Genomic DNA, 21,459 nt, shown 5'->3' on the forward strand with positions numbered 1-21,459 from the left:
TGCAGTACTCGTAACGGCCTGAACGGCCAGAACGGCCAGAACGGCCAGAACGGCCAGAGGGTCTGCGGGTCTTCTCAGCATTACTGTCATGGGGACGTAAAACATGATGTCGTAACGGCCTGAACGGCCTGAACGGCCTGAACGGCCTGAACGGCCTGAACGGCCTGAACGGCCTGAACGGCCTGAACGGCCTGAACGGCCAAAGGGTCTGCGGGCCACGACGTCGGCACGCAATCAACCCACTCTCGATGAAGTCGTAACGGCCTGAACGGCCAAAGGGTCTGCGGGCCTACTCACTTTTCCTCAATGACCCCGCACTCCCAGAGTGTCGTAACGGCCTGAACGGCCAAAGGGTCTGCGGGAGAAAGACTATGCCTTTGCCCAAGACAAGATTTTTTGAGTCGTAACGGCCTGAACGGCCAAAGGGTCTGCGGGTGTTGTGTCATCTTGAAAAGGCAGTAATTGTGATTCGTCGTAACGGCCTGAACGGCCAGAGGGTCTGCGGGTGACAGTCTGGAAGTTCCAACCATTCACCAGCTGGAATTTGTCGTAACGGCCTGAACGGCCAGAGGGTCTGCGGGAGACGACATTTGTGACGGAGGCCGAACGTTCATTGAACGTCGTAGCGGCCTGAACGGCCATCCTCCGATACCATCCCCTATCCAGATTGTTAAAGAGCAATGCCGTGGCTCTGAAGCCAGCGGCAGGGTTATTCCCTTAGCAATGTCAGCTCCGGCTGCAGCCGGTATTGCCCCAGCCCGAAGCCCCGGCCCTGACCGATACCCAGATACTGGCCCAGAATCAGCAGTGCCCAGGCCCAGCGCGGCAGGGCGTTGGGCAAGTATAGGTGAAGGCTGCCCAGTGCTCCGCCCATATCCTTATTGGGCATCTCGCTATAGCGCACGCTCTGCCAGCGCAGGCTGTGCACCTGAATACTGGCCTGTGGCCAGTGCGGACGGCTGTAGCGTTGCCCGCTGTGTTGCTGCACCAGTGTAATAAAGCTGTCCGCCAGCCGGTTTGCCAGCAATGGCCAGTCCAGCTGGTCGGGGTGATGGCAATAGCGGTTGCGGCCTTTGTGCTGTTTATCAGTGCTTTCCTCAGCACGCTTCAGCCTGACCGGGCTGATAAAGCGCAGCTCGCCTTGCTGCAGCTGGCTGGCGCTGTCGATCAGTGCTTCCAGCTCCGTAAGCCCGATGCCGCTCAGGTCACTCAGCTGCCGCACCGGCTGGCCGCTCACGCTGTCGGTAAGGCTTAAACAGCGCAGGTTGTCATGCAGGATGTGCGACGCACTGATATGGCTGGCGCTGGCAGGCAACAGGCGCAGGCGTTTGAGCAGCAGAGCCAGCAGGGGTTCGGCAGCGGCAGTGGCGGTGAGGGTAAAACGGTAGGTATCGCCTGCGGCGTAGTGGGTGCGTCCCGTCTCCGGCGCGGTCAGGGTCAGGCCATCGCTGAAGTGGTCAGGGCTGCCCGCCAGATTGCGCAGCCAGCCGTGCAGCATCACATGGTGGAAGTAACCCGTTTCGATTGCGCTGGTCAGTTGCAGGCTGACCTGCACCGAGCGCAGGGGGAACAGCACCGCCAGCGTATCAAGGCCGTTAAAGGGAAGGTTGCTCATGGGGTGCTGAGGTCCGGCAGCTGACGCATAACGTCGGCGTATTTTTTCCAGTCGGCGGCGGGGGTTGTGCCAAGGCTTTGTAACTTATCGAGCAGCCGAAACAGAAAAAAGCCAAGTGCGTTCTGTTGATTCGTGGTTTCCATTCCACGTTCGAAGAAGTCGAAATGGCCGCCCTCCAGTGCCAGCCCAAAATCGAGGTGGTGAGCCTCATCCAGTGATTGCAGATGACTTAACAGCACCTGACTGTTAATGCCTCCTTCCCACTCAATACGTCTTGCAGCTACCAGCCCGGCAAAAATAGGGAAGGGTTCTTTGGGGGCGAATTTGCCGCCTGCATGGGGAATCTCGGCAGTGGTTCGATGTAACTTCCTAACGGACGCAGCTTTCCCACCTGCATATTCAATAGTGCTTTTATCAATCTGGGGCTTTACCTCAATCACTCCATAAACCGCTTCGGCAGGGACGAAATGATGCCCATGCTGACCTAGCAAAATGGGTGTGTATTGGTTGTCGTAAATAACAATATCTATCTGATCACTAACGCTGCCCTGGGAGTCGATCACGATAGCGCTATCGACGGAGTAGCGGCGTGGCAGGTGGCGGCGCAGAAACTCGATAAAGTGCTGTTCGTTCACTTCGCCCATTTTGCCGCTATGGGTAATGGACGTATTTGCCAATGAAATCTTGGCCGTTAGTGAGCTTTGCTCAGCGCTAAAGCAAGCGCGCAAGTAGGCTGGTCCGTCAAGTTCTGAGGCTGCGCTGGCGGTATTCATGGTTAACCTGCCTGGTCGGGTTCTGGTGTGAGGGAAGTTAGCGTCTTGTTGTTACCTTGTTGGACATAGCTGGCAGTGACCTTGATGGGCTTTTTCTTCTTTTTGTATGTGGCGAGAATGTCATCGGGTAACGAATCCCAAATTGTTTTGGCATTGTGAAAAGTGGCAATCAGTTTTGTATTCTTGTCCTGAATACAGATTGCCGATCCCTCCAGTCTGGCGTAGACGCCTTGCTCGTCGATCTTTTCCTTGCCATAGCCTTCCTGCTCTAGCCGTGCCTCCCGCTGACGTGACTCCTCTTCCTCTTTCAACTTGCGCTCTTGTTGCACTTCTTCTGGTGTTTGCAGTTTTTGCATCTGCCCATAACCCACGGCGGTTTTCGCCCCCATGCCGACAAACTCAAACAGTGTGGTAAACGCTGCCTTTAGCATCGTTTGCCAGTGGCTTTTCAGCGCCTGATCTAAGCGGGCAAGGTCAGCCTGAATAAAGAAATCGAAGGCCGATTCAGGCGGTATCGCCAGAAAGGGAATTGGCACCGGTTGGCCGCTGGTATGCGGCGTGCTGTCGCCCTGCAAATAGTCGCCGTTATGGGGCGTCATAATCTCTACAGCAAGCTGGCTATTGGCGACCTGCGGGAAGCAGTCCCAAAAGCGCAGCGCACCTTGCTGGCCTTTGATGGGGTTGCCTGCTTCGTCCATGTCGGCCGAGCCGAACAAGACATTGATAGCAGCATCTGACCAGTTATCGCGCTGATTGAATGCCAGATACTTGGCTGCCCGCAGTAACATGCCCTTAATGCCAGACCCGGCCAGGTAGGGCACGCCGTAGGGGGGAAGAAAGGCGAAGCCGTTTTCCACCGGGTGCTCATTGCCCATGCCGGTTATAAAGGGGGAGGTGTTTTTGGCGTGAAGATGGAAGACCTGTTCAGGCATCTGGCCCTTTAGCGTGCTCTGACGTTTAAGTAGGTTTTTAGATAGCTCCGCCGCTGTATTGCCTAATTGAGTGACGTCTTTTAATGCCTCGCTTTTTTGTTCTTTGTTTAACGCCCAGTCGTCCTTGGTGGTGCCACTGCGCTGCCAGCCTTTGAAGTACAGACCAAAGCGATGGCCGGGGGGAATATCCTGACCGGCCAGCAATGGGGTCAGATAATCCGGTACGGCATAGCAACGGGTTATTGGTTCTTTTTCTTGTTCTTTTTCTTTAGCCATTGCTCTGCTCCGCCGGTTGTTGCTCGCCATTGGTGTCGCTTGCTGAGGCCGTTTTATCACCGAGTAAGGCTTGCTGCGCTGAAGCAAACTGGCGTAACCAGCGCAGGGTGGCCATGGCCTGTTCAGTGGCCATGCGGTATTCGAGTGAGTTCTTTTTCACCAGATCACTCATCGCAATTTGATAGGTTGCAGGGCTGAGTGCATCGGATTCACTCAGCAGTTTCAGGCATTTCAATACGTCGCTCAGCAGCCACGAATGATGGCGGGTACGTGCATTTTTCTCTTTGGCTTTCTTCAGCTCTTCCGCTGATTGATTCTTGAGTTGAGTCTCTTTGTATTTACTCTGCAAAAACGCCAGTGTTTGCATCAGGCCGTTGCTCATAATCAACGCGGGTACGCCTTTGCAGAGATTGGCATAGCTGCTGAAGTCGCCGTCTTTAGCCTCTGATTCCGCGTAGTGCTTGCAGACCTGCTGCCAGGCAAAGGCGGAGCGGGTCTGATCAGTGTCAAGCTTTGCGTGGTTGTCAGCCTGATGAGGCTGGAACTCGTTTTCAGTGCGTTCGTTCATCTTTTTTGTATTGGCCGAAGTTGAACTGATGGCTGATTTTTGCTGTTTCTTGTACCTGCTCATGAGTGCTCCTTCGCTGCATGCTCAGTGAATAATGCACTCACCTGCACCAGCCCGCGCCCGGTGGTGGCATCGCCACCGAGCTGGATCACCTTGCTATTCAGTAACCCCTGATGCTGATGGCCATCTCCCTCCAGCACAAAACGCATAACATCTTCCGCCTTATAGGCTTGGGCCTGCGCACGCTGGTCGTTGTTAGTTCTCTCTTTACTGGCAAAAAGTGCGGTGGCCAGCAGGGTTTCCGGCGGCAGGTTTTCGGTATAAAACAGGCCGCCATCGTCGGCGGTGCCGGTCTCGTCATTGATGCGCACATGGGGCTCGACCACGGTGGCGTTACGCACAAAGTAGCTGAGGTCTTCATCGCTCAGCACCACCAGCTCGTTGGTCAGCTTGTCGTGGAAGTAGTCGCCTTTGTCCTTACCAAAAACCGCTTGTGCCAGCCACTTGGCCAGCTTGGCTACGTTGCCGTTGTCGTCGTCGGTTTCCGCGTGATAGGTAAAGGTTTCCAGTGCCAGCGTAGTGTTGAGCAGGGGTTTCTTACTGGCACACAGAGCCTTGTCCTTTAGCAGGCTGTTATCGGGAATCACCCAGTCAGCTGACTGGCCGGTGATCGTCAGTAGCCGCTTAAGCCGTGCCAGTGCCAGCGGGCAGGTGGCGTAGACAAAGCCGCCCTTGATGCTGCGCACGGGGAAGGCCACCAGCTGGGCATCGCCAAAGCTGATAGCTCCGGCAAAGCCTTCGCCGTTTTGCGAATCCGGGCCAAAGATGCGTTCGACCATGGTTTTGCAGTTCTTTGGTTTGTCGTCAGCCGCTTCGGCCCAGAAGTGGTGGCGTATGGCGCCTTTAATGCCTGACCCGGCAATGATGGGGAAGTCAGTATGGCGCTCTCGCTGAATGGGGTTATCAATAACGCCCAGTGCGGTGCCAGCACCGGCATGCACTGGGCTGATGGCGTAAAAAAACAGGGCAGCAGAGGCTTGAAACATTATTTACTCCCGGAAGTAGTTCGAGCCCAGGGGGCCAGCAGAATACGGTTAAAACCTTCAGCACGGCGTTGCCCGTCGAGCTGGGTAATAAACAGCTCTGACAGGTCATCATGCAGGGTATCGAGGACGGCACGGGGCACGTCATCATCCAGCGCAAACCAGTAGACGCTGCCAGCAGGCACAAAGCGGCTGGCGGCCTTGGGTTTCTTCTCCGCCAGATTCCAGCCGCTGATCACCTGTGGGCGGTCAACGGCCGCGCAGACCAGCGTGGCCTGCAGTTCACCGGCAACAAGGCGGTACGTGTGATCGGATGGCTGGGTGACGCCATTGGGTAGCCAGCCCTCTGTAAACAGGCAGGGGCTGAGGGTCAGTACGCGAAAGCCTTTGCTGTTGTAGATGGCGTCCAGATCCGTCGCGGGCAGGGTGAAGGCGGCAGTCTCCAGACTGGCGGCGCGGCCATCCCCACCCAGCCGCAGCAAACCATTACCGGGCAGTACGCCCTCGGCACCGCTGACACGGGCGATAAAGCCGACATCCTCGGCCAGCGCCACCGTTTCACTGGTATACAGCTGGCTTTCCGCTGCGGTGCGGCTGTGGCCATCGAGGGCAATGCCGAGGCGGGTATCGCGCTTCCATAACGCACTGCTGCTGATCAGCTCGCCCGCTGCTATTTTTTGCCCGTTGGCCCAGGCATGCAGACCAGCGAGGGTCAGCCAGTAGCCGCTTTCCGGCTTTTGCCGCAGGGCTTGTTGCAGTCGTGGCAGCATAGGCAGCGGGGCGCTGGTGTGAATCGCGCTGTGCGGCGGGGTGGGGTGCTGATAGCAGGCGGTCACGGTTTGGCTGGTTTTGTCCCGATAGACAAACACATCCGCCGGAGCGGGGAAGTACACCTCATAACGGCCAGCCTCGCCGCGTTTGGCCAGGGTAAACAGGTCAAGAGTAAAGTTGCCGGGCTTTTCCGGGGTGCCAATGGCTTCTTTTATCTGATTGTTGGTGGTGTAGGGGCGACTCTCAGCGTATTGCTCACTGTCAAAGCTGCCGTCATCTTCCAGAATCCGTGCGCGCAGGGCGCCCGACATCATTGAGGGCCAAGGTGGCATCTGGGCTTCGCTGTAATCGCCTGCACCATCAAACAGGCGATTGCCGCGCAGATACAGCACATCCACCGGCTGAATAAAACGGTCTTCGCTCATGCGGGTATTCCTTGTGGCTGTGCGGGGGCGGCAGTAGGGCGTTCTTCCGTGCGGCCTTCGCGGGCAAGGTATTCCGCCATCTGTAAAAAGTTCAGGGCCAACTCGGCAGGCGTTGGGCGGTTGGCGGGCTGGCTGGCTGTGGTGGATGCCTCGTACAAGGCCATCACCATAGCGGTCAGCTGCTCGCCCTGCTCCTGGCGTTCTTTGCGGATGGGGTCGCCGCTTGCACTGCTCTGGCGCAGTAGCTGGTAGCCGATTTGCTGCGCCAGCAGGTCTTGATAGCTATCACGGGTGAACCCTTCGCCGCTCTTTTGCACCGGGCAGGGTGGGATATTGCGCAGCTTTTCTTCCAGCTGATAGACCGCCCGCCGCGAGATATGCTCCTTAGCAAACAGGTCGCGCAGCGCCAGCAGTTGCAGCATGGGCTGGTAGCGCTCCTGATCTGGCTGATCGCTGGCGAGGTCAGGCCGATGCCAGCGGCTGGTCAGGTCAAGGCTGCCGCCAGCGCGTTTCAGCACGCTGAGGCTAAAGGCATTGCGGCCATGGTTTTTGGCCCGCTTTTCACTTTCACGTAACTGGCGCAGCACCATGCCCAGCGGCGCCTGATGGTGAGCCACCACCGCCCCCATGGACGCAGTAGCCTTACTGCCCATCAGCACATAGCTTTTGCCGTTGAGGGTGGCGACGCCGTTGTTAAGGGTGAGCCCGGCAGGTTCGTTGAGCGCCGTAGGCCAATCACCCTGCCAGTCACCGCTGTAGACCAGCCGCAATAGCAGCATGGCCTGAAGCAAATCGTCGATGGAGACCATGGCCATCACATCATCGCCACCTGCATACAAGAGTTTGCCGCTGCACAGTTCTTCCACCACGTAGCGGGCCAGATGCAACGAGAAGTGGTTGAGTGCCGCTGAGATAGTCAAGTGGCGTGCCGGTGAACCGGGGTGAGGGCACTGGCCGAGGGGGGAGTCGGCAGCGAGGTCCGGCCAGAGGCGGGAGTAGCAGGCGCTGGTCGCCGTGCCATCGCTTAGAGATTCACCGCTGATCCAGGCGCCCATATTGTCGCCATCCATCAGGATCAGGGCGTAGTAGGTTTCGACCTTAGCGCTCAGTTGTTCTTTGATGGCTTTCTCCAGCTCTTGCAGGCTGGCGTCGTCGTTCTTGTCGGCTTTCAGTTCATCCAGCCGTATTGGCAGCTGGCGAATATGCCGCTGCTGATCGTCTGTCAGTGTGGAATTGAGCAAGCTTTTGGCCAGCTTGGCAGGTAGGGCTGACCAGAGTTCTTTTTCTTCGCCTTTGTCGGAGTCTTTTATCAATCCCGCAAGTTTCACCAGTTTTTCCAGCTTGTCGGCGGGCAGAACATCAGACTGTGTGGGCTTTTCCAGCAGCCGATTAAGCGAGGTGGCGATAGCAAAGGTGTGGGTGGAGACGATAAAGCGGTTTAAGTCTTCTATCTCCACTGCCGGTTGCTTTTTGATCTGTTTGACAAAGTGGCTGGGCCACAGGCGCTTGAACATGGCCAGCGCCCCCAGATGTTCACCTTTTTTCAAACCATAGCGGCGGCCTTTGCTCTCCGCCTGTGCCCACAGGGTATTGGTGCGCTTTTTAGGTGCGGTGCCTAGCTCGTCTGTTGCGGCTTCTCGGCTGGTGGCGGCACTTAGCCATTCGCTTTCGCCGGTCAGGGAGCAGCGATAGCCGTGGGCATCATGGGGGGTAAAGTTGCGCAGGCTTTTGGCCTCGCTGCCCAGCTGGTCCAGCAGCCGGTACAGCGCCGGGTAGCAGGTGGCCGGGGTGGGCTGATAGCGATTATCGCCATGGCCTTGCAGCAGGGCGGTGCTGATAAAGTCAGAGGGGCTGGCGGGTGCTAATGCCTTACTAAGCTCATCCGTATTAAGGTTGCCTTCCTGTTCAGTGACCAGTGGGCTAAAAGGCACCACCGCCCAGCTGATATCGGGGAAGTGCTCAAGCTGTTGTTCCAACTGTTGATAGCCATGCTGGCTGCCTGCTGTTTCACCTGCATAGCTGAGCAACTGGTCGAAGCATTCTTTGGCGGTGGATTGCACCCAGTCACGCACCACTTGCTGTATCTGTTCCGCCAGTTGCTGCGCCTTGCTGTGCGGCACCAGCGCCACAATCTTGTTGGGCAGGGCGGCGGAAAACAGCGAGTTGGCATCAGACTGACGTTTCCACCAGTGCTCACCCTCAAACAGCGCTGCATCAATACCCTGCTCGGTCAGCCACAGATCGCACAGGGGAATACCGCGCAAATGGGGGAAGATCACCGCCTCCGGCCCACAGTAGCTGACAATCACTTTAAGCCCTTCCCACACCATGCTGGAGAGCAGGTGCGAACCGGCCCAGAGGTCTGAGCTGGTGCGGGCGGCGGCAATAAAGGACTGCACCGGCCCGAAGGAGAGCGTCAGCAGCGCCGGGTTGTGCTCGTCATCCAGCGTAAAGGCGGTCGCCAGCGCACTGGTTAAATCAAGATGGGCCCAGCGGTTATAGCCCGGCACCTGACGGTGCAACGGCAAGCGCGGCCAGAGTGCAGCCAACTCAGGGCTGCATTTGCTGGTGAGCGCCGCCAGAGCAGGCAGAAAGCGCCAGAGTGTCAGGGCGCGTTGTTTGTCGTCCTTTTCCAGCAGCAGGGCATTTAGTTTGGCAGCCAGCACCTGCTGGTCGTGCGCGGTGCCTGCGGTCAGCGGCGTTATGGCATCGCTATTGAGCGGATGTTGCCAGCGGAAGGTTTCATCGGGCTGAAACAGCCACTGCGGGCTTTCTGCACTCAGCCCCTGTGGCACTTCTGCCGATTGCGCCCATTGTTGGGCTTTGTGCAGTAAGGCGTGTTCATCTTGCGATAACTCACGGGGTGACAGCGTAAGGGGGTCTGAATGCAGTAAGTTAACTAGCGGGTCATGGTTCCAAACGGCCAGTTTATAGGACCAAAGAGAATGGGTGGCCATCATCAATTGGCTCCTTGGTGCGATGACAAGCGGGCAAGGCCAGAGGTGTTATCCAGTAGCTCATGGAGCTTTTGCCAAACTTTAAGCTGGTTATCTTTAAGCCATTTTTGCTGGAGTGGCTCAAGGCGCCTAACGGCGAAGTCAGGGAGCGAATGAGGCAGGTGGTAGATCAGGCAGGTAAAGGTGTTTTCACTGTTCCTGATCACCTTAAAGCGCAGTTGCGAGGCAATGCGGACTTCCGGGGTATTACCTTGTTTTTTCCATGCGTCGATTGTCCAAATAGATTTTGGTGTCGTTATCTCTCCATTCTTTTTATTTTTTATGTCTCTTTGAGGTCCGGCTGGATAACCCAGTAAATGGACACCTGCCATGGTGTACGGCTTGGCTGAGAAGCGGTGTTGTTTTGCTTTTGTGCGCAGATCAATCTTTAGCTGGCCCAGATAAGAGATAGCCCGTTGCCATGAAGGTAGGTTTATTTGGCTGGTCCATATCAGTGGGCCTTTGCCATCTTTGCCAATCGCATGTGGCCAGTCTTCCACTAAGCAGTCTTCGAGGCTGCTGGTGACGGAGGTAAGAACAGGAGAGTTGGCTGTCGGCAGAGCAGGAATGCTGCTATCGGTGATCTGAATTGATCCCCAACCGTTAACGCTACGACTGCCTAGAGTGCCAAACCATTGCATGAGTGCCAGTGCATCGGAAGGTAACCGAACGTCTTGGACGGGGAGTTGTAAAGCATCGGCCAGTTGTTCGTTTTTGGCATGAGTGACAGTGAGCTCTGTTTTCTGTAAAGGACTTAGGGCATCACGCGTGATTCGAGCGCTCGCAATTTCAGCTATTAATTTAGGCAGTATGGGGCCATAGCCTAGATAAGCATCCGCACGAACATTTCCATTGTTCGCGTTTTTTAGTATGTCCAGATGTAATGTTGGCCAATTGCTGTTATTCAGCTTTCCCTCTTCCCAGGAATTCAACCGTAACTGCACCAGACTGCGCTGGGCAGCATTTCTTTCTTCCCCGTTTTGCCCGACGCCACCAAACAGTGCTTTTTCCGTTGTGCGCAACCGGGCGACATCACCGTTCATGCTGGGCCAGCTGGCAATGCGCCACCAGAAACGCAGCAGCGCTTTGATGGGCGGTGTGCGCCAGTTGCCGAGCTGTTCGGCATCACCCAGAAAAGCAGGGGTAGTAAAGCTGAGGGAATAGGTGGAGCGTTGCAGGGTTTGTTTGTACCAGGGGCTTTGGGGGGTAGTCGTATCGGCCACGCTGCGGAACCTCCGTAATCCTTCACTCGGCGGGGCATACAGCGCCACCGGAAGGGGATGACTGTAAACAGGCTTTGCACTGTTTTAGCCATCCAGCGTGAACATAACAAGTTGAATTTCAGGGGATTGTGATCGGGGAGAGTGTTTTAGTGATCTGGCGGTAGTGATGTGAGTGGCAGACGGTGAGGTTCACTGCGTTCACCATCACCCTACATCAGGTCAGCGGTAGGGTGACGGTGAGGCACGAACCGCACCGTTTATCGCAGTCTTGCAGGAGAAAACGGCCTGAACGGCCAGAGGGTCTGCGGGACGTAAACTTGCCGGGCATATTCTTCCGCTCTTTCCGTCGTAACGGCCTGAACGGCCAGAGGGTCTGCGGGAAATGATGGAGACCTGGTAATGAGAAAGCAGATAAGCAAGTCGTAACGGCCTGAACGGCCAGAGGGTCTGCGGGTGATGAAAAATATGTCCTAATCCGTGCCAGCATTGCGTCGTAACGGCCTGAGCGGCCAGAGGGTCTGCGGGGGATGGATTCCGTGGAGTGGCGGGGAGTGTCCTGTTGGGTCGTAACGGCCTGAACGGCCAGAGGGTCAGCAGGATACGAATACATTCAGCGAAACATTCGGGGCAATCAGTCGTAACGGCCTGAACGGCCAGAGGGTATTAACCTGCTGGATATGAACGTTGAAGATCTGGTGTCGTAACGGCCTGAACAGCCAGTCACCCCTATCTATTCCATATTGTCTAAAGAGCAGCGGCGCTGTGCGCCAGTCGCCATCTTATTCCACTAGAGCAGGCGCTGTCTGCCCGCTCTGTCTTTCCAGTGTCTCCACCATCCAGCGTGAACATAACAAGTTAAATTTCAGGGAGTTGTGATCGGGGAGGGTGTTTTAGTGATCTGGCGGTGGTGATGTGAGTGGCAGATGGTGAGGTTCACTGCGTTCACCATCACCCTACATCAGGTCAGCGGTAGGGTGACGGTGAGGCACGAACCGCACCGTTTATCGCAGTCTTGCAGGAGAAAACGGCCTAAACGGCCAGAGGGTCTGCGGGAGCTCATATTCAAAATATCAGCGGGAAAGTTTTCTGAAGTCGTAACGGCCTGAACGGCCAGAGGGTCTGCGGGAAAGACACCATTGTAACTATTGAACATCTTACTGATATGTCGTAACGGCCTGAACGGCCAGAGGGTCTGCGGGACTCAGACTACGCTCACACACGTATCTCTGACACAGTAGTGTCGTAACGGCCTGAACGGCCAGAGGGTCTGCGGGATGACGAACCTGACTACGGTGACGATGAACCGGAAGGTCGTAACGGCCTGAACGGCCAGAGGGTCTACGGGGGGGATACCCTCACAGCGCTGGAGCAGGACACTGTCGTAACGGCCTGAACGGCCAGAGGGTCTGCGGGGGCTCATTCAGCTATCAGTATAACACTCGCGATACGTCGTAACGGCCTGAACGGCCAGAGGGTCTGCGGGAGCACCCCAAAATTCTCTTTTACAATCAAAGCATTGCGAGTCGGTTTTTGACGGCCCCAGGTTATCCACAGGGCAGACCCTGAAAAGCACCCGAAAATCGCCGCTTTTTTGACAAGATTTCTTTTGAAATCAAGTGGTTGACGGTGATTTGTTGGAGTGTTGCAGAAGGTAATCTGACAACCTTTGTTTTTAAAGAGCATTTTGCGCTTATCCACGCGCTGCCTATCACACCACATCCAAGGCGAAACAGGCAATCATCTTATCGGTGCTGTTTCTCCTGAGCAGGTTGCCCGGTCTGTCTTTCCAGTGTCTCCACCATCCAGCGGTACAGGCTGTCCAGCTCGCGGGTGCCTTTCCAGTGGCTGGCAAAGCACAGCTGATAGTGGCCGCCCGGCTGCACTTCGGTCGGGTCGATCTGTTCCAGACGGCCGTTCTGCAATTCTTCCTGCACAAAGAGTTTATCCACCACCGCCAGCCCCTGACCGTGGCTGGCGGCCTGAATGGCTGACAGCATGGAGTCGGTGGCGATCATCGAGGCTTGCTGCACGATGGCACGCGGCAGGCTGAGTGCGTCGAGGTAGCGGTCCCAGTCATTGAAAATGCGTGAGGGGGAGATCAGGTGAGCGTGAGCCAGCCAGTCGGCGGTGCTTTCGCCGGGGCGCGGGCCGGGATAATGGGGGCTTTTTACGCAGATCAGGGTTTCGGTATAGACCGAGTGGTCACCGCCCGGCTCGTCATTGAAGATGATGGCCATGTCGAACTGCTCGCGGCGAAAGTCAATTTCGTATTTCCAGGCGGAGGTCACGCTCAGGCGCAGGCCGGTTTCCTGCTCGCACTGGCGCAGCAGCGGAATAAACCAGCGGTCGGCAAAGGTCATGGGGACTTTCAGCGCCAGCTTTTCAGTCGGCACCATGCTCTGGCAGGCCTGCTGAATCTGGCTGAAGGCGCCAGACAGCTGGTCGAACAGGCGTGCTCCTGCCGGGGTCAGGCTGACCTGCGCACCGCGATGGAACAGGCTGAGCTGAAAGTGCGCTTCAAGACTGCGTATCTGTTTGCTGATGGCTCCCTGACTGACAAACAGCTCTTCTGCCGCACGGGAAAAACTGCCGTGGCGGGCAACGGCCTCGAAGGCTTGCAAGGCTTTGAGGGAGGGCAGGGACTGGGTACGCATGATCCGGGAGAAAAACTCATAGGGGTGGGACAAGAACTCCTTTTACCCCTTTTCGGGGCCGCACTAAAGTAGCGCAGTATCTTGTCAGCCGCCAGTCTGCAGTCGGCTATTACGTAGGCCCGCCATCATGTTCAAGCTCTTCTCACGCTCCGCTGAATCACATGCCATGCTGTTGATTTTGAACGCTATTCTGATCGGCTCGGTGATGGACATCTGCATCAAGCTGACCGGCGATGCGCTGGCTACCTGGCAGCTGCTGTTCCTGCGCTGGTTCGTCAATATCATCGTGCTGCTGCCTTTTGCCCTGCATGTGGGCTGGCGCACGCTGGCCTGGCATAACCCGCGGGTGCATTTTATGCGGGTGGTGCTGGTCGGGCTGGGCTCCTACATGCTGTTTTACTCACTGGCGCATTTGCCGCTGGCGATGACGATCAGCCTGTTCTTTACCGAACCGCTGTTTATGCTGCCGCTGGCGGCGCTGCTGCTGAAAGAAAAAATCTCACCGCTGAACTGGCTGGCGGCACTGGCAGGCTTTGCCGGAGTATTGCTGATTGCCCGCCCGGCTGATGCCATGAGCTGGGAAAGTGCCGCGGTGCCCTTTCTGGCACTGCTGGGGGCGCTGGGCTTTGCGACCTGTCAGGTGATGACCAAGGGCTACGGTAAGCATGAAACCACTTTCAGCCTGATCTTCTGGCTGTCGGTACTGACCGCGCTGTTCACCGCACCTATGGCCTACAGCGAATGGAAGCCGATGACGCCGCAACTGTGGCTGCTGATCTTCGCCATTGCCGGTTCTGGCTGTCTCTACAATTACCTGTGGATCAGTGCGCTGCGCGTGGGTTCCATGGCCAGCATCGCTAATCTGAGTTATCTCAACCTGCCACTGGCCTATCTGTTTGGCTGGCTGATTTTCGATGAAATCCCTGACCTGATGACCGTGGTGGGCAGTCTGGTGATTCTGGCATCGGTGATCTTTATCGGCCGTCACAATATCCGTCAGGCACGTAAGGCCAAGCTGGTGGAATCCGCTGCTCAGGCTGTTGCAGGCACGGTCGCTGCGAAAGCGGAACCTTGTTAAGCCGTCACCCGCCTGCTTGCCACTTGTTCAATAAAGAATGAGCCAAAAAAGAAAGGGACAATAAAAAGAAAGAGACAAGAAATAGAACCAGAATAAAGAAAGGGAGCGCAGGCTCCCTTTGGTCACTAACGTGCTGAAGATGGTCAGTGTATTGCGGTGGTTGCGCGGCCAGTGCCATTCAGCAGGGCGCGCAGGTAGTCGTGCCACTGTTCCGGGTGGCCCAGATAGTGGCTGAATTCGAGGGCGTGGTAGCCGTCATCCTGTTCGAGAATAAAGGTAGGGAAACTGCGCCCGCCGACACGGGCCAGCAACTGGCGGGTCTCGGCGATATGCTCTTCGGTGGCCTTGCCCTGCACATCCCCATAAGCGGCCAGAAACAGATCATGGTCGACCCCCACCTGTACCGCCAGCCCGCTCAGGGTTTCCTTGTCGGTAATGCATTTGCCATCGTGGTAGAGCGCATGCTGAATCGCATCCAGCATATCCAGCGGCTGATCAGTCACCAGATTGACAGCAAGAATGCCTGCCGTGGGCGGCGTCGAGTCAAACAGGGCATCGGGGTCGTTGAGTAAACCATCCAGATAGTCCTTGCCAAACGCCTGCCCGCTCAGCTCGGCAATACGCAGATCATTGGAGAGTTCAAACTCGCGCATTTCCGTTGCGCGCCTTACGTTACGGCCGGTCAGCATACCGCCCGCATGCAGATAGAGAGGCAGGTCCGTCATGGCTGCGGCCGTGCGTGCCAGAGACGCGGCGCCATAGCACCAGCCACACAGAGGATCGTAAATATAGTGCAGACGATTCATCGCAAACTCCTTCGCTACCTGTTCGCCACCCAGACATGCTATGCCGCTGCCGGGCAGAAACCAGCGACGAAATGAGGGGATGTGTTGCGGTTTTCCGCCGTGCGTTGCAGAGGCTGTCAGGTATCAGGCTGGAAGAAGGGGCGGCACCACCGTGTGCAGCAAAAGCTCATCGAACAGCGCCATGTCGGCGGGAGGCCGCATCGCTGGCGGCTGCTCGGGCAAGCGAATGGTCAGTGTTGCATGGTGCTCCCTCACTGAGCGTGAGCCGCTGCTTAGCTCGTGTGCGCCCTTATATCAGCCTTTGTTCGGTCTTGTCGGTGTAACGGGGCTCGGGCCTAACGTCACCAGCCCGTTCATCACCTGATCCAGCCCGCCGTAGACGTTCAGATGGTTGATGCGTTCCGCCACACGCTCCAGCGCTTCGAGTTCCTTCAGGCGCAGTAAGACCGGGTTGTTTTCCAGCATTTTCGCGGTGTTGTGCAGCGAGCGGGTCGCGGCGGTTTCTTCACGGCGTTTGATCAGGTTGGCTTCGGCGGCTTTTTCTGCCTGAACGACCTGATTGAGGATGTCCTTCATCTCACCCGGCAGGATGATGTCTTTGATGCCGACCTGCTCCAGCTGCAGCCCAAGGGATTCGGCATAGCCGCGCACGGCCTTGTCGACAGCCTTGGTGATGGCATCCTTGTCGGCCAGCAGGGCATCCAGCGTGCGGGTGCCCACGGTCTCTCTCAGGGCCAGCTGCAGGCGACGATACAGATGATCCGCCGGTGTCTTGACCTGCTCTGCCAGCAGCACCGGATCGGTGATGCGGTACGCAGCGGTCAGATTGATACGCAGGCTGACGCGATCTTTGGTCAGGATTTCCTGGCCGCTGACATCCAGTGCCTGCCACTTGAGGTCATAGACCTGCGCACTCAGCTCGCGGTTGAAAGCCCAATAGCCGTAGCGTCCGGGTTGCAGCGTCTGCAGCAGGGTGCCGTTTTCATACAGCAAGGCAACGGATTGCTCCGCCACCGTCAGCTGGAATACCCCGGTGTGGCCATTGGCGCGCAGCAGGTTGCGGCGCATCAGGGCAGACAGCAGGTTATTGCTCAGCGGCAGCAGCTGTTGCAGCGGGAAAATTTCCACGCGCAGATGGGGAGTGCTCTTCCAGGTCACCAGACGGCGCAGCGGCTCCAGCAGCAAGTGCGGCTGATTATCCAGCCACAGCAGCCCGGCCTCGTCGGCTGCCAGCTGATGCACATCCACCAGCTCACGGAAAGCCGGTTTGGTCAGCAGTACGTCCAGATTGTCGTGCTTGATTTCGATGCTGTTGATATTCAGCACTTCGCTGGTCAGCTCGTTGCGCAGATCATAGAAGCGATAGCTGCCGGGTTGCAGCACCTGCTGCAACTGGCGCTGGCGGTACAGCAGCACACGTTCTTCGTCGGCCACCTGCATTTTCTTTATCAACATGATTGAGTCCTTTAAATCGTTATTGAGGTAATAAACCCTCAGGGGAACCCGGTCTGTCAGGCATCGGCACACGAAACAGCTATCCCTGTAGCGCGGCGGCATCCTTGCCGCATGTCGTGTGGCGCTGCCCGCAGTCAGCCGGGTTACGACCTGAGAGGGCGGTGTTACTGGCCGGCAGTGGATGGCTCGGAGCCACGGCACGGCAGGCGCTCACACCTTGTGTTTAAGTAGGTTGGGGATTCGAACCCCAGTCTCATGACTTTCCTGGTGAGCCTGAACAGGAATCGAACCCGTTTCTGCCGTTTTGGCCGCTCTGCCATTGAGCTATCAGGCGTGATTATCTGGAGTGAGTCGCGGTACATCCTGCTTCAGGGAAGGGATGCCAGCCTGGGTTGTGAACCAGCGCCACAGCAATCTCGATAATCGCTTCTGGTATTGCCAGCGCTGTGCCAGTTTTGATTCCTGCTTGAGAAAATAAATTTAAGTATTTGATTCTTATAGAGTAAATATCGATTTAAATACTGCCTGTGAAATTCTCGTCATTGCTTGCTTTACGCATATCTGATCGAATGGAATCGCTTTTTATCGGAAAGGATAAGAGATGAAAAACGTTGTGATCGGCTTTCTCGGCAGTGCCAAGGACAGCATGGGCAGGGGCAAAAAGCGCTGGCAGCTGTGGCGGCCTTCGGTGGCGTGTGTGATGCAGCCGGAGCTGCCCGTTGATCGCTTTGTGCTGTTGCATGAGCAGCGCGATAGCCGTCTGGCCAACAATGTCGGTACGGACATCAGTGAGGTCTCGGCAAACACCGAGGTACAGTTGCATCAGGTGTCGCTGCCGGACCCCTGGGACTTTGCGCAGGTCTACGCGGTGCTGCTGGATTTTGCCGAACACTATCCCTTCAACCCTGAAGAAGAGCGTTACTTCCTGCACATCACCACCGGCACCCACGTCACCCAGATATGCTGGTTCCTGTTGTGTGAGGCCAACTATATCCCCGCGGCGCTGATGCAGACGGCGCCTGATCGGGAAGGCCGCAATCCGGCCGGTACCTGCCAGCTGATTGATCTGGATCTGTCCAAATACGATGCCCTCAGCTCGCGCTTTCGCCGTCAGCATCTGGAAGGGGCGGACTTCCTCAAGTCCGGTATCGACACCTGCAATGGCCAGTTCAACGCCATGATTCAGCAGATCGAGCGCGTCGCCATTCGTTCATCGGCGCCGATTCTGATCACCGGGCCTACAGGCGCCGGTAAGTCGCAACTGGCCAAGCGCATCTTTCAGCTGAAGCAGCGGCGTGGCTCGGTACGCGGTGACTTTGTGGCAATCAACTGTGCCACGCTGCGCGGTGATAGCGCTATGTCGGCTCTGTTTGGCCACCAGCGTGGTGCCTTTACCGGGGCGCAGCAGGCGCGCAAAGGGCTGCTGACGCGAGCAGATAAAGGGCTGCTGTTTCTGGATGAAATTGGCGAGCTGGGGCTGGATGAACAGGCCATGCTGCTGCATGCCATTGAAGAGAAAAGCTTCTATCCGGTCGGGGCGGATCACCCGGTGCAGAGTGATTTCCAGCTGATTGCCGGTACCAATCGTGACCTGCAGCTGGAAGTGGAAGCGGGACGTTTTCGGGAAGATCTGCTGGCACGCATCAATTTGTGGAGCTATGAGCTGCCCGGCTTGCGCCATCGGCGTGAAGATATTGCCCCCAACCTCGATTACGAGCTGCAGCAGGCGACTCAGCTGCTGGGCTACAAGGTGGGGTTCAACCGGACTGCACGTGAGCATTATCTGCAGTTTGCCCAGCATGGCGATGCGCTGTGGCTGGGGAATTTTCGTGATCTCAATGCCAGTGTGCAGCGGATGGCGACACTGGCCGAAGGTGGTCGTATCAACGAAGACATCGTGGCCGAAGAGAAGCAACGGCTGCAGCGTGGCTGGCGGCGTCAGCCAGCAGAGGATCTGCCAGCGCTGGATGAGGTGCTGGACGCAGAGCAGCTGGCCAGTATTGATCTGTTCGACGAATACCAGCTGCGCAAGGTGATCGCCGTCTGTCGTGACAGTGCCAGCCAGTCAGAGGCGGGGCGGCGTCTGTTTAATCGTTCCCGTGAGCGTAAAAGCTCCAGTAATGATGCCCATCGGTTGCGGCAGTATCTGGCACGCTTCGGGCTGGTTTTTGATGATCTGAAGAAATAGGTAGCTTATCGGATTCGATAGAAAAGTGTGGCAGTGAGTCTGCCGTGTTTTGTAAAAGATCAATAAAAACAGCTGGTTACATTTTGTTTTAAGCTGGCACTGATCTTGTTAATGGAACCTGTACTGACACAACAAGTGAATAACAGGGAAATCATCATGACATATGAATCGTTCACCAGCCCCAATGGCGGCCGGATCAAGAGCTGGACCCGTGGGGTTGCCTTTGACGATCAGGCCAGACAGCAGCTGATGAATGTTGCCCAGATGCCCTTTGTCGGTCCGTGGGTAGCGGCCATGCCGGATGTGCATGTGGGCAAGGGCGCCACGATTGGCTCGGTGCTGCCGACCGTCGGGGCCATTATTCCTGCGGCCGTGGGAGTGGATATCGGCTGCGGCATGATGGCCGTGCGAACCGATGTGCGTGCCCGTGATCTGCCAGATTCGCTGGCCCCGCTGCGCAGCGAGCTGGAGCGCTGTATTCCTCACGGTCGCTCGGTAGGGCGCAGCAAACGTGACAAAGGCAGCTGGCATGACGTGCCGGCCGAGGTGATGCAGAGCTGGAAATGGCTGGCGCCACGGTTCAGGGCGCTGTGCGACAAGCACGCCGGGCTGGAGAAGACCAACCATCTCAGTCATCTCGGCACGCTGGGCACCGGTAATCACTTTATCGAGATCTGTCTGGATGAGGCGGAGCGAGTGTGGATCATGCTGCACTCCGGCTCTCGCGGGGTGGGTAACTTTATCGGTATGCACTTTATTCAGCTGGCGCAGAAGGAAATGGAGCGTCATCAGATCCAGCTGCCTGATCGTGATCTGGCCTATTTGCAGGAGGGCTCGCAGCACTTTGCGGATTATGTGGAAGCCGTCGGCTGGGCACAGGATTATGCCCGCCTCAACCGCCAGACCATGATGCAGCGCAGTCTGCAGGTGCTGGCCAGAATCCTGGGCAAACCGCTGGTGGTGGAAGAAGAGGCGGTGAACTGTCACCACAACTATGTGCAGCAGGAACAGCATTTTGGTCAGCAGGTGTGGTTGACGCGCAAAGGCGCCGTCAGCGCTCAGCAGGGGCTGCTGGGGATTATTCCCGGCAGCATGGGCGCGCGGTCCTTTATCGTTCGGGGTAAGGGGAATACCGAGAGCTTTTGCTCCTGCAGCCATGGCGCTGGCCGTGTGCTGTCACGTACCGAAGCGAAAAAGACCATCACAGCGGATCAGCATGCAGCGGCCACGGCGCACGTGGAGTGCCGTAAAGACATCGGTGTGATTGATGAAAGCCCGGCGGCGTACAAAGACATTGATGCAGTGATGGCGGCACAACAGGACCTGGTCGAGGTGGTGTATACGCTGCGGCAGATTGTGTGCGTCAAAGGTTAGGCGGTGGCTGCGCGCCGGTCTAAAAATATTGGCGAAGGGCCGTAAAAGCCTGATCCGGTTTAGACCGCATCAGGCTTTTCGTCAGCTGCCCGTCATCAGGGCAGGGTCAGGGCAGGGTCAGGGCGATATCGCCGGGGTGCTTCTTCACTTCGCTGTAAGGCAGGTAGGGCCAGTCGGGGTACTCGCAGGCGCGTGCCACACGGGCAAAGTAGGGGCTGATATAAAGCCCTTTGGCGGTGAAGTACCAGGGTACAAACTGCCAGACATCGCTGTCCTGATAGTCGCAGTCATCTTCCGACTTGGCCTGATTGACGCCCATGTCCTTGGGATAGAGCTTGCTGAAATAGCTCATGATCCAGGGGGCGAAGACATCACTGCGATATTGGCTGAACTCATCGAAGTTTTCGTAGGTGCGGTCGTTGTAGTGGATCGGCTTGCCGTCCCCCAGCCAGAAGACGTCTTCCAGCGTCAGCTCCTTGCCCGTGTGAACGTCAAGGTTGATGGGGTTATCGCCAAAGTCAGGATGGGCACCACCACAGAAGTAACTGGTAAAGACGCTGACGCTCATGACTGAGGTATTGAAGTACATCGGTTTCAACGTCTGCTCAAAATCCCCGCCACCGGTCTGGCTGCCCCCTAACATGCACTCGAAGTAGCTGGTGACTTCCTGCCACTGCTTATCACGCAGTACCTGATTGAGCATGGTCAGATCGACCCCTTGGGGGCCGCTGAGCCAGGTAAACAGGCTGATTTTGGAGGTGGGTTCGGTCCACCATTGCAACTGATAGCCCATGAACTTCTCGGTTTTGCCCTTGGTGAACGCCAGATCAGCAAGGCGAATCAGATCATAGAGGGAGTCTTTGGCGAGGCTGTTCAGGTAGGTCGAGGCCTGTTCCTGTTCATCCAGCGCAGGCTGGCGGGCGGGAGTCAGGCGAATGGGCAGGGTTTGATTCTTGCGCTGCCAGTTTCCGCTCCAGCTGCCGTCGTTATTGCGATGCAGTGTCCAGGGCTGCTGCGACTGCTCATCGCCGTACTGCTGATTTTCGCTCATGCGCAGAGTGCCGCTGGCATCCAGCTGGCCGTCGAGGGCGATATCACTGTGGTATTTCTGATAGAAGTAGCGGCCGGATACCGCGTTGGGATCGTCCAGCGTCAGCTCGACGGTAATGGGGGTTTTGCCCAGGATGCCCTGCAGCACCTGAGTGTCCGCATGGGCAGCCGGGAAGCCCAGGGCCAGGAGCGCCAGACAGCGGACTCCCAGCGAACGCACTGAAGTCATCCT

The 21,459-nt window shown here is 57.0% G+C and carries 15 protein-coding genes, 1 tRNA gene and 2 CRISPR repeat arrays; of the genes, 3 read left to right on the forward strand and 13 right to left on the reverse strand.

All coding sequences use genetic code 11. The features are described from left to right. The first annotated feature begins 180 nt into the window (after nucleotides 1-180). Nucleotides 181-581: direct repeats of the CRISPR family, unit length 35 nt; unit sequence GTCGTAACGGCCTGAACGGCCAGAGGGTCTGCGGG. A gap of 128 nt (nucleotides 582-709) precedes the next feature. The 9 genes from cas6 to WH50_RS17920 all read right to left on the reverse strand — a co-directional run bounded on the left by cas6 (nucleotide 710) and on the right by WH50_RS17920 (nucleotide 13,309). Continuing rightward, nucleotides 710-1,615 (reverse strand): CRISPR system precrRNA processing endoribonuclease RAMP protein Cas6, encoded by a 906-nt coding sequence (cas6, locus tag WH50_RS17880; protein WP_110188691.1) that lies wholly within the window; start codon nucleotides 1,613-1,615, stop codon nucleotides 710-712. After that, entirely contained in the window at nucleotides 1,612-2,388 is a 777-nt protein-coding gene (locus WH50_RS17885; RefSeq protein WP_110188692.1) for a DUF6602 domain-containing protein, read from the reverse strand. Before WH50_RS17885 ends, cas6 begins: the two co-directional genes overlap by 4 nt. A 2-nt stretch (nucleotides 2,389-2,390) precedes the next feature. Next, entirely contained in the window at nucleotides 2,391-3,596 is a 1,206-nt protein-coding gene (gene cmr6, locus WH50_RS17890; protein ID WP_165838468.1) for a type III-B CRISPR module RAMP protein Cmr6, read from the reverse strand. Beyond that, nucleotides 3,589-4,227 carry a type III-B CRISPR module-associated protein Cmr5 gene (gene cmr5, locus WH50_RS17895; RefSeq protein ID WP_116453727.1) on the reverse strand — a complete coding sequence of 213 codons (639 nt, stop codon included), beginning with the start codon at nucleotides 4,225-4,227 and terminating at the stop codon, nucleotides 3,589-3,591. The genes cmr6 and cmr5 overlap by 8 nt, the downstream gene beginning before the upstream one ends. After that, nucleotides 4,224-5,210: a type III-B CRISPR module RAMP protein Cmr4 gene (gene cmr4, locus WH50_RS17900; RefSeq protein WP_110188694.1), complete on the reverse strand. Its 987-nt coding sequence runs from the start codon at nucleotides 5,208-5,210 to the stop codon at nucleotides 4,224-4,226. Before cmr4 ends, cmr5 begins: the two co-directional genes overlap by 4 nt. After that, on the reverse strand, nucleotides 5,210-6,403 hold the full coding sequence (locus tag WH50_RS17905; RefSeq protein WP_110188695.1) for a type III-B CRISPR module-associated Cmr3 family protein: 1,194 nt from the start codon (nucleotides 6,401-6,403) through the stop codon (nucleotides 5,210-5,212). The genes cmr4 and WH50_RS17905 overlap by 1 nt, the downstream gene beginning before the upstream one ends. Further along, complete coding sequence (cas10, locus tag WH50_RS17910; protein ID WP_110188696.1) at nucleotides 6,400-9,363, reverse strand: type III-B CRISPR-associated protein Cas10/Cmr2; 2,964 nt, start codon at nucleotides 9,361-9,363, stop codon at nucleotides 6,400-6,402. The genes WH50_RS17905 and cas10 overlap by 4 nt, the downstream gene beginning before the upstream one ends. Next, nucleotides 9,363-10,622 carry a hypothetical protein gene (locus WH50_RS17915; protein ID WP_110188697.1) on the reverse strand — a complete coding sequence of 420 codons (1,260 nt, stop codon included), beginning with the start codon at nucleotides 10,620-10,622 and terminating at the stop codon, nucleotides 9,363-9,365. The genes cas10 and WH50_RS17915 overlap by 1 nt, the downstream gene beginning before the upstream one ends. 1,018 nt (nucleotides 10,623-11,640) lie before the next feature. Continuing rightward, nucleotides 11,641-12,105: direct repeats of the CRISPR family, unit length 35 nt; unit sequence GTCGTAACGGCCTGAACGGCCAGAGGGTCTGCGGG. A 259-nt stretch (nucleotides 12,106-12,364) separates the two neighbouring features. Next, entirely contained in the window at nucleotides 12,365-13,309 is a 945-nt protein-coding gene (locus WH50_RS17920; protein WP_110188698.1) for a LysR family transcriptional regulator, read from the reverse strand. Nucleotides 13,310-13,442: 133 nt separating this feature from the next. Here WH50_RS17920 and WH50_RS17925 point away from each other — a divergent pair, with 133 nt between their 5' ends. Next, entirely contained in the window at nucleotides 13,443-14,354 is a 912-nt protein-coding gene (locus WH50_RS17925) for a DMT family transporter (protein WP_165838469.1), read from the forward strand. A gap of 143 nt (nucleotides 14,355-14,497) precedes the next feature. On the opposite strand, the gene WH50_RS17930 is transcribed toward WH50_RS17925, so the two are convergent. From WH50_RS17930 to WH50_RS17940, 3 genes are all read right to left on the reverse strand, one after another. Continuing rightward, nucleotides 14,498-15,160: a DsbA family protein gene (locus WH50_RS17930; protein WP_110188700.1), complete on the reverse strand. Its 663-nt coding sequence runs from the start codon at nucleotides 15,158-15,160 to the stop codon at nucleotides 14,498-14,500. Between the two features lie 294 nt (nucleotides 15,161-15,454). Then, a complete protein-coding gene (locus WH50_RS17935) occupies nucleotides 15,455-16,615 on the reverse strand; it encodes a slipin family protein (protein ID WP_110188701.1) in 1,161 nt (386 codons plus the stop codon). Nucleotides 16,616-16,884: 269 nt separating this feature from the next. Continuing rightward, nucleotides 16,885-16,949: transfer RNA gene (locus tag WH50_RS17940), tRNA-OTHER, on the reverse strand. Nucleotides 16,950-17,216: 267 nt separating this feature from the next. On the opposite strand from WH50_RS17940, the gene rtcR reads away from it, so the two are divergent. Next, the gene (gene rtcR, locus WH50_RS17945) at nucleotides 17,217-18,803 is read left to right on the forward strand and encodes an RNA repair transcriptional activator RtcR (protein ID WP_110188702.1); all 1,587 of its coding nucleotides are present in this window, start codon (nucleotides 17,217-17,219) and stop codon (nucleotides 18,801-18,803) included. 156 nt (nucleotides 18,804-18,959) lie between these two features. Further along, nucleotides 18,960-20,177: an RtcB family protein gene (locus tag WH50_RS17950; RefSeq protein WP_110188716.1), complete on the forward strand. Its 1,218-nt coding sequence runs from the start codon at nucleotides 18,960-18,962 to the stop codon at nucleotides 20,175-20,177. A gap of 106 nt (nucleotides 20,178-20,283) precedes the next feature. Here the strand turns inward: WH50_RS17950 and WH50_RS17955 are convergent, their stop codons facing one another. After that, entirely contained in the window at nucleotides 20,284-21,456 is a 1,173-nt protein-coding gene (locus WH50_RS17955; protein WP_110188703.1) for a hypothetical protein, read from the reverse strand. Between the last annotated feature and the right edge of the window lie 3 nt (nucleotides 21,457-21,459).

The organism is Pokkaliibacter plantistimulans (assembly GCF_003194385.1).
GTDB classification, from domain to species: domain Bacteria; phylum Pseudomonadota; class Gammaproteobacteria; order Pseudomonadales; family Balneatricaceae; genus Pokkaliibacter; species Pokkaliibacter plantistimulans.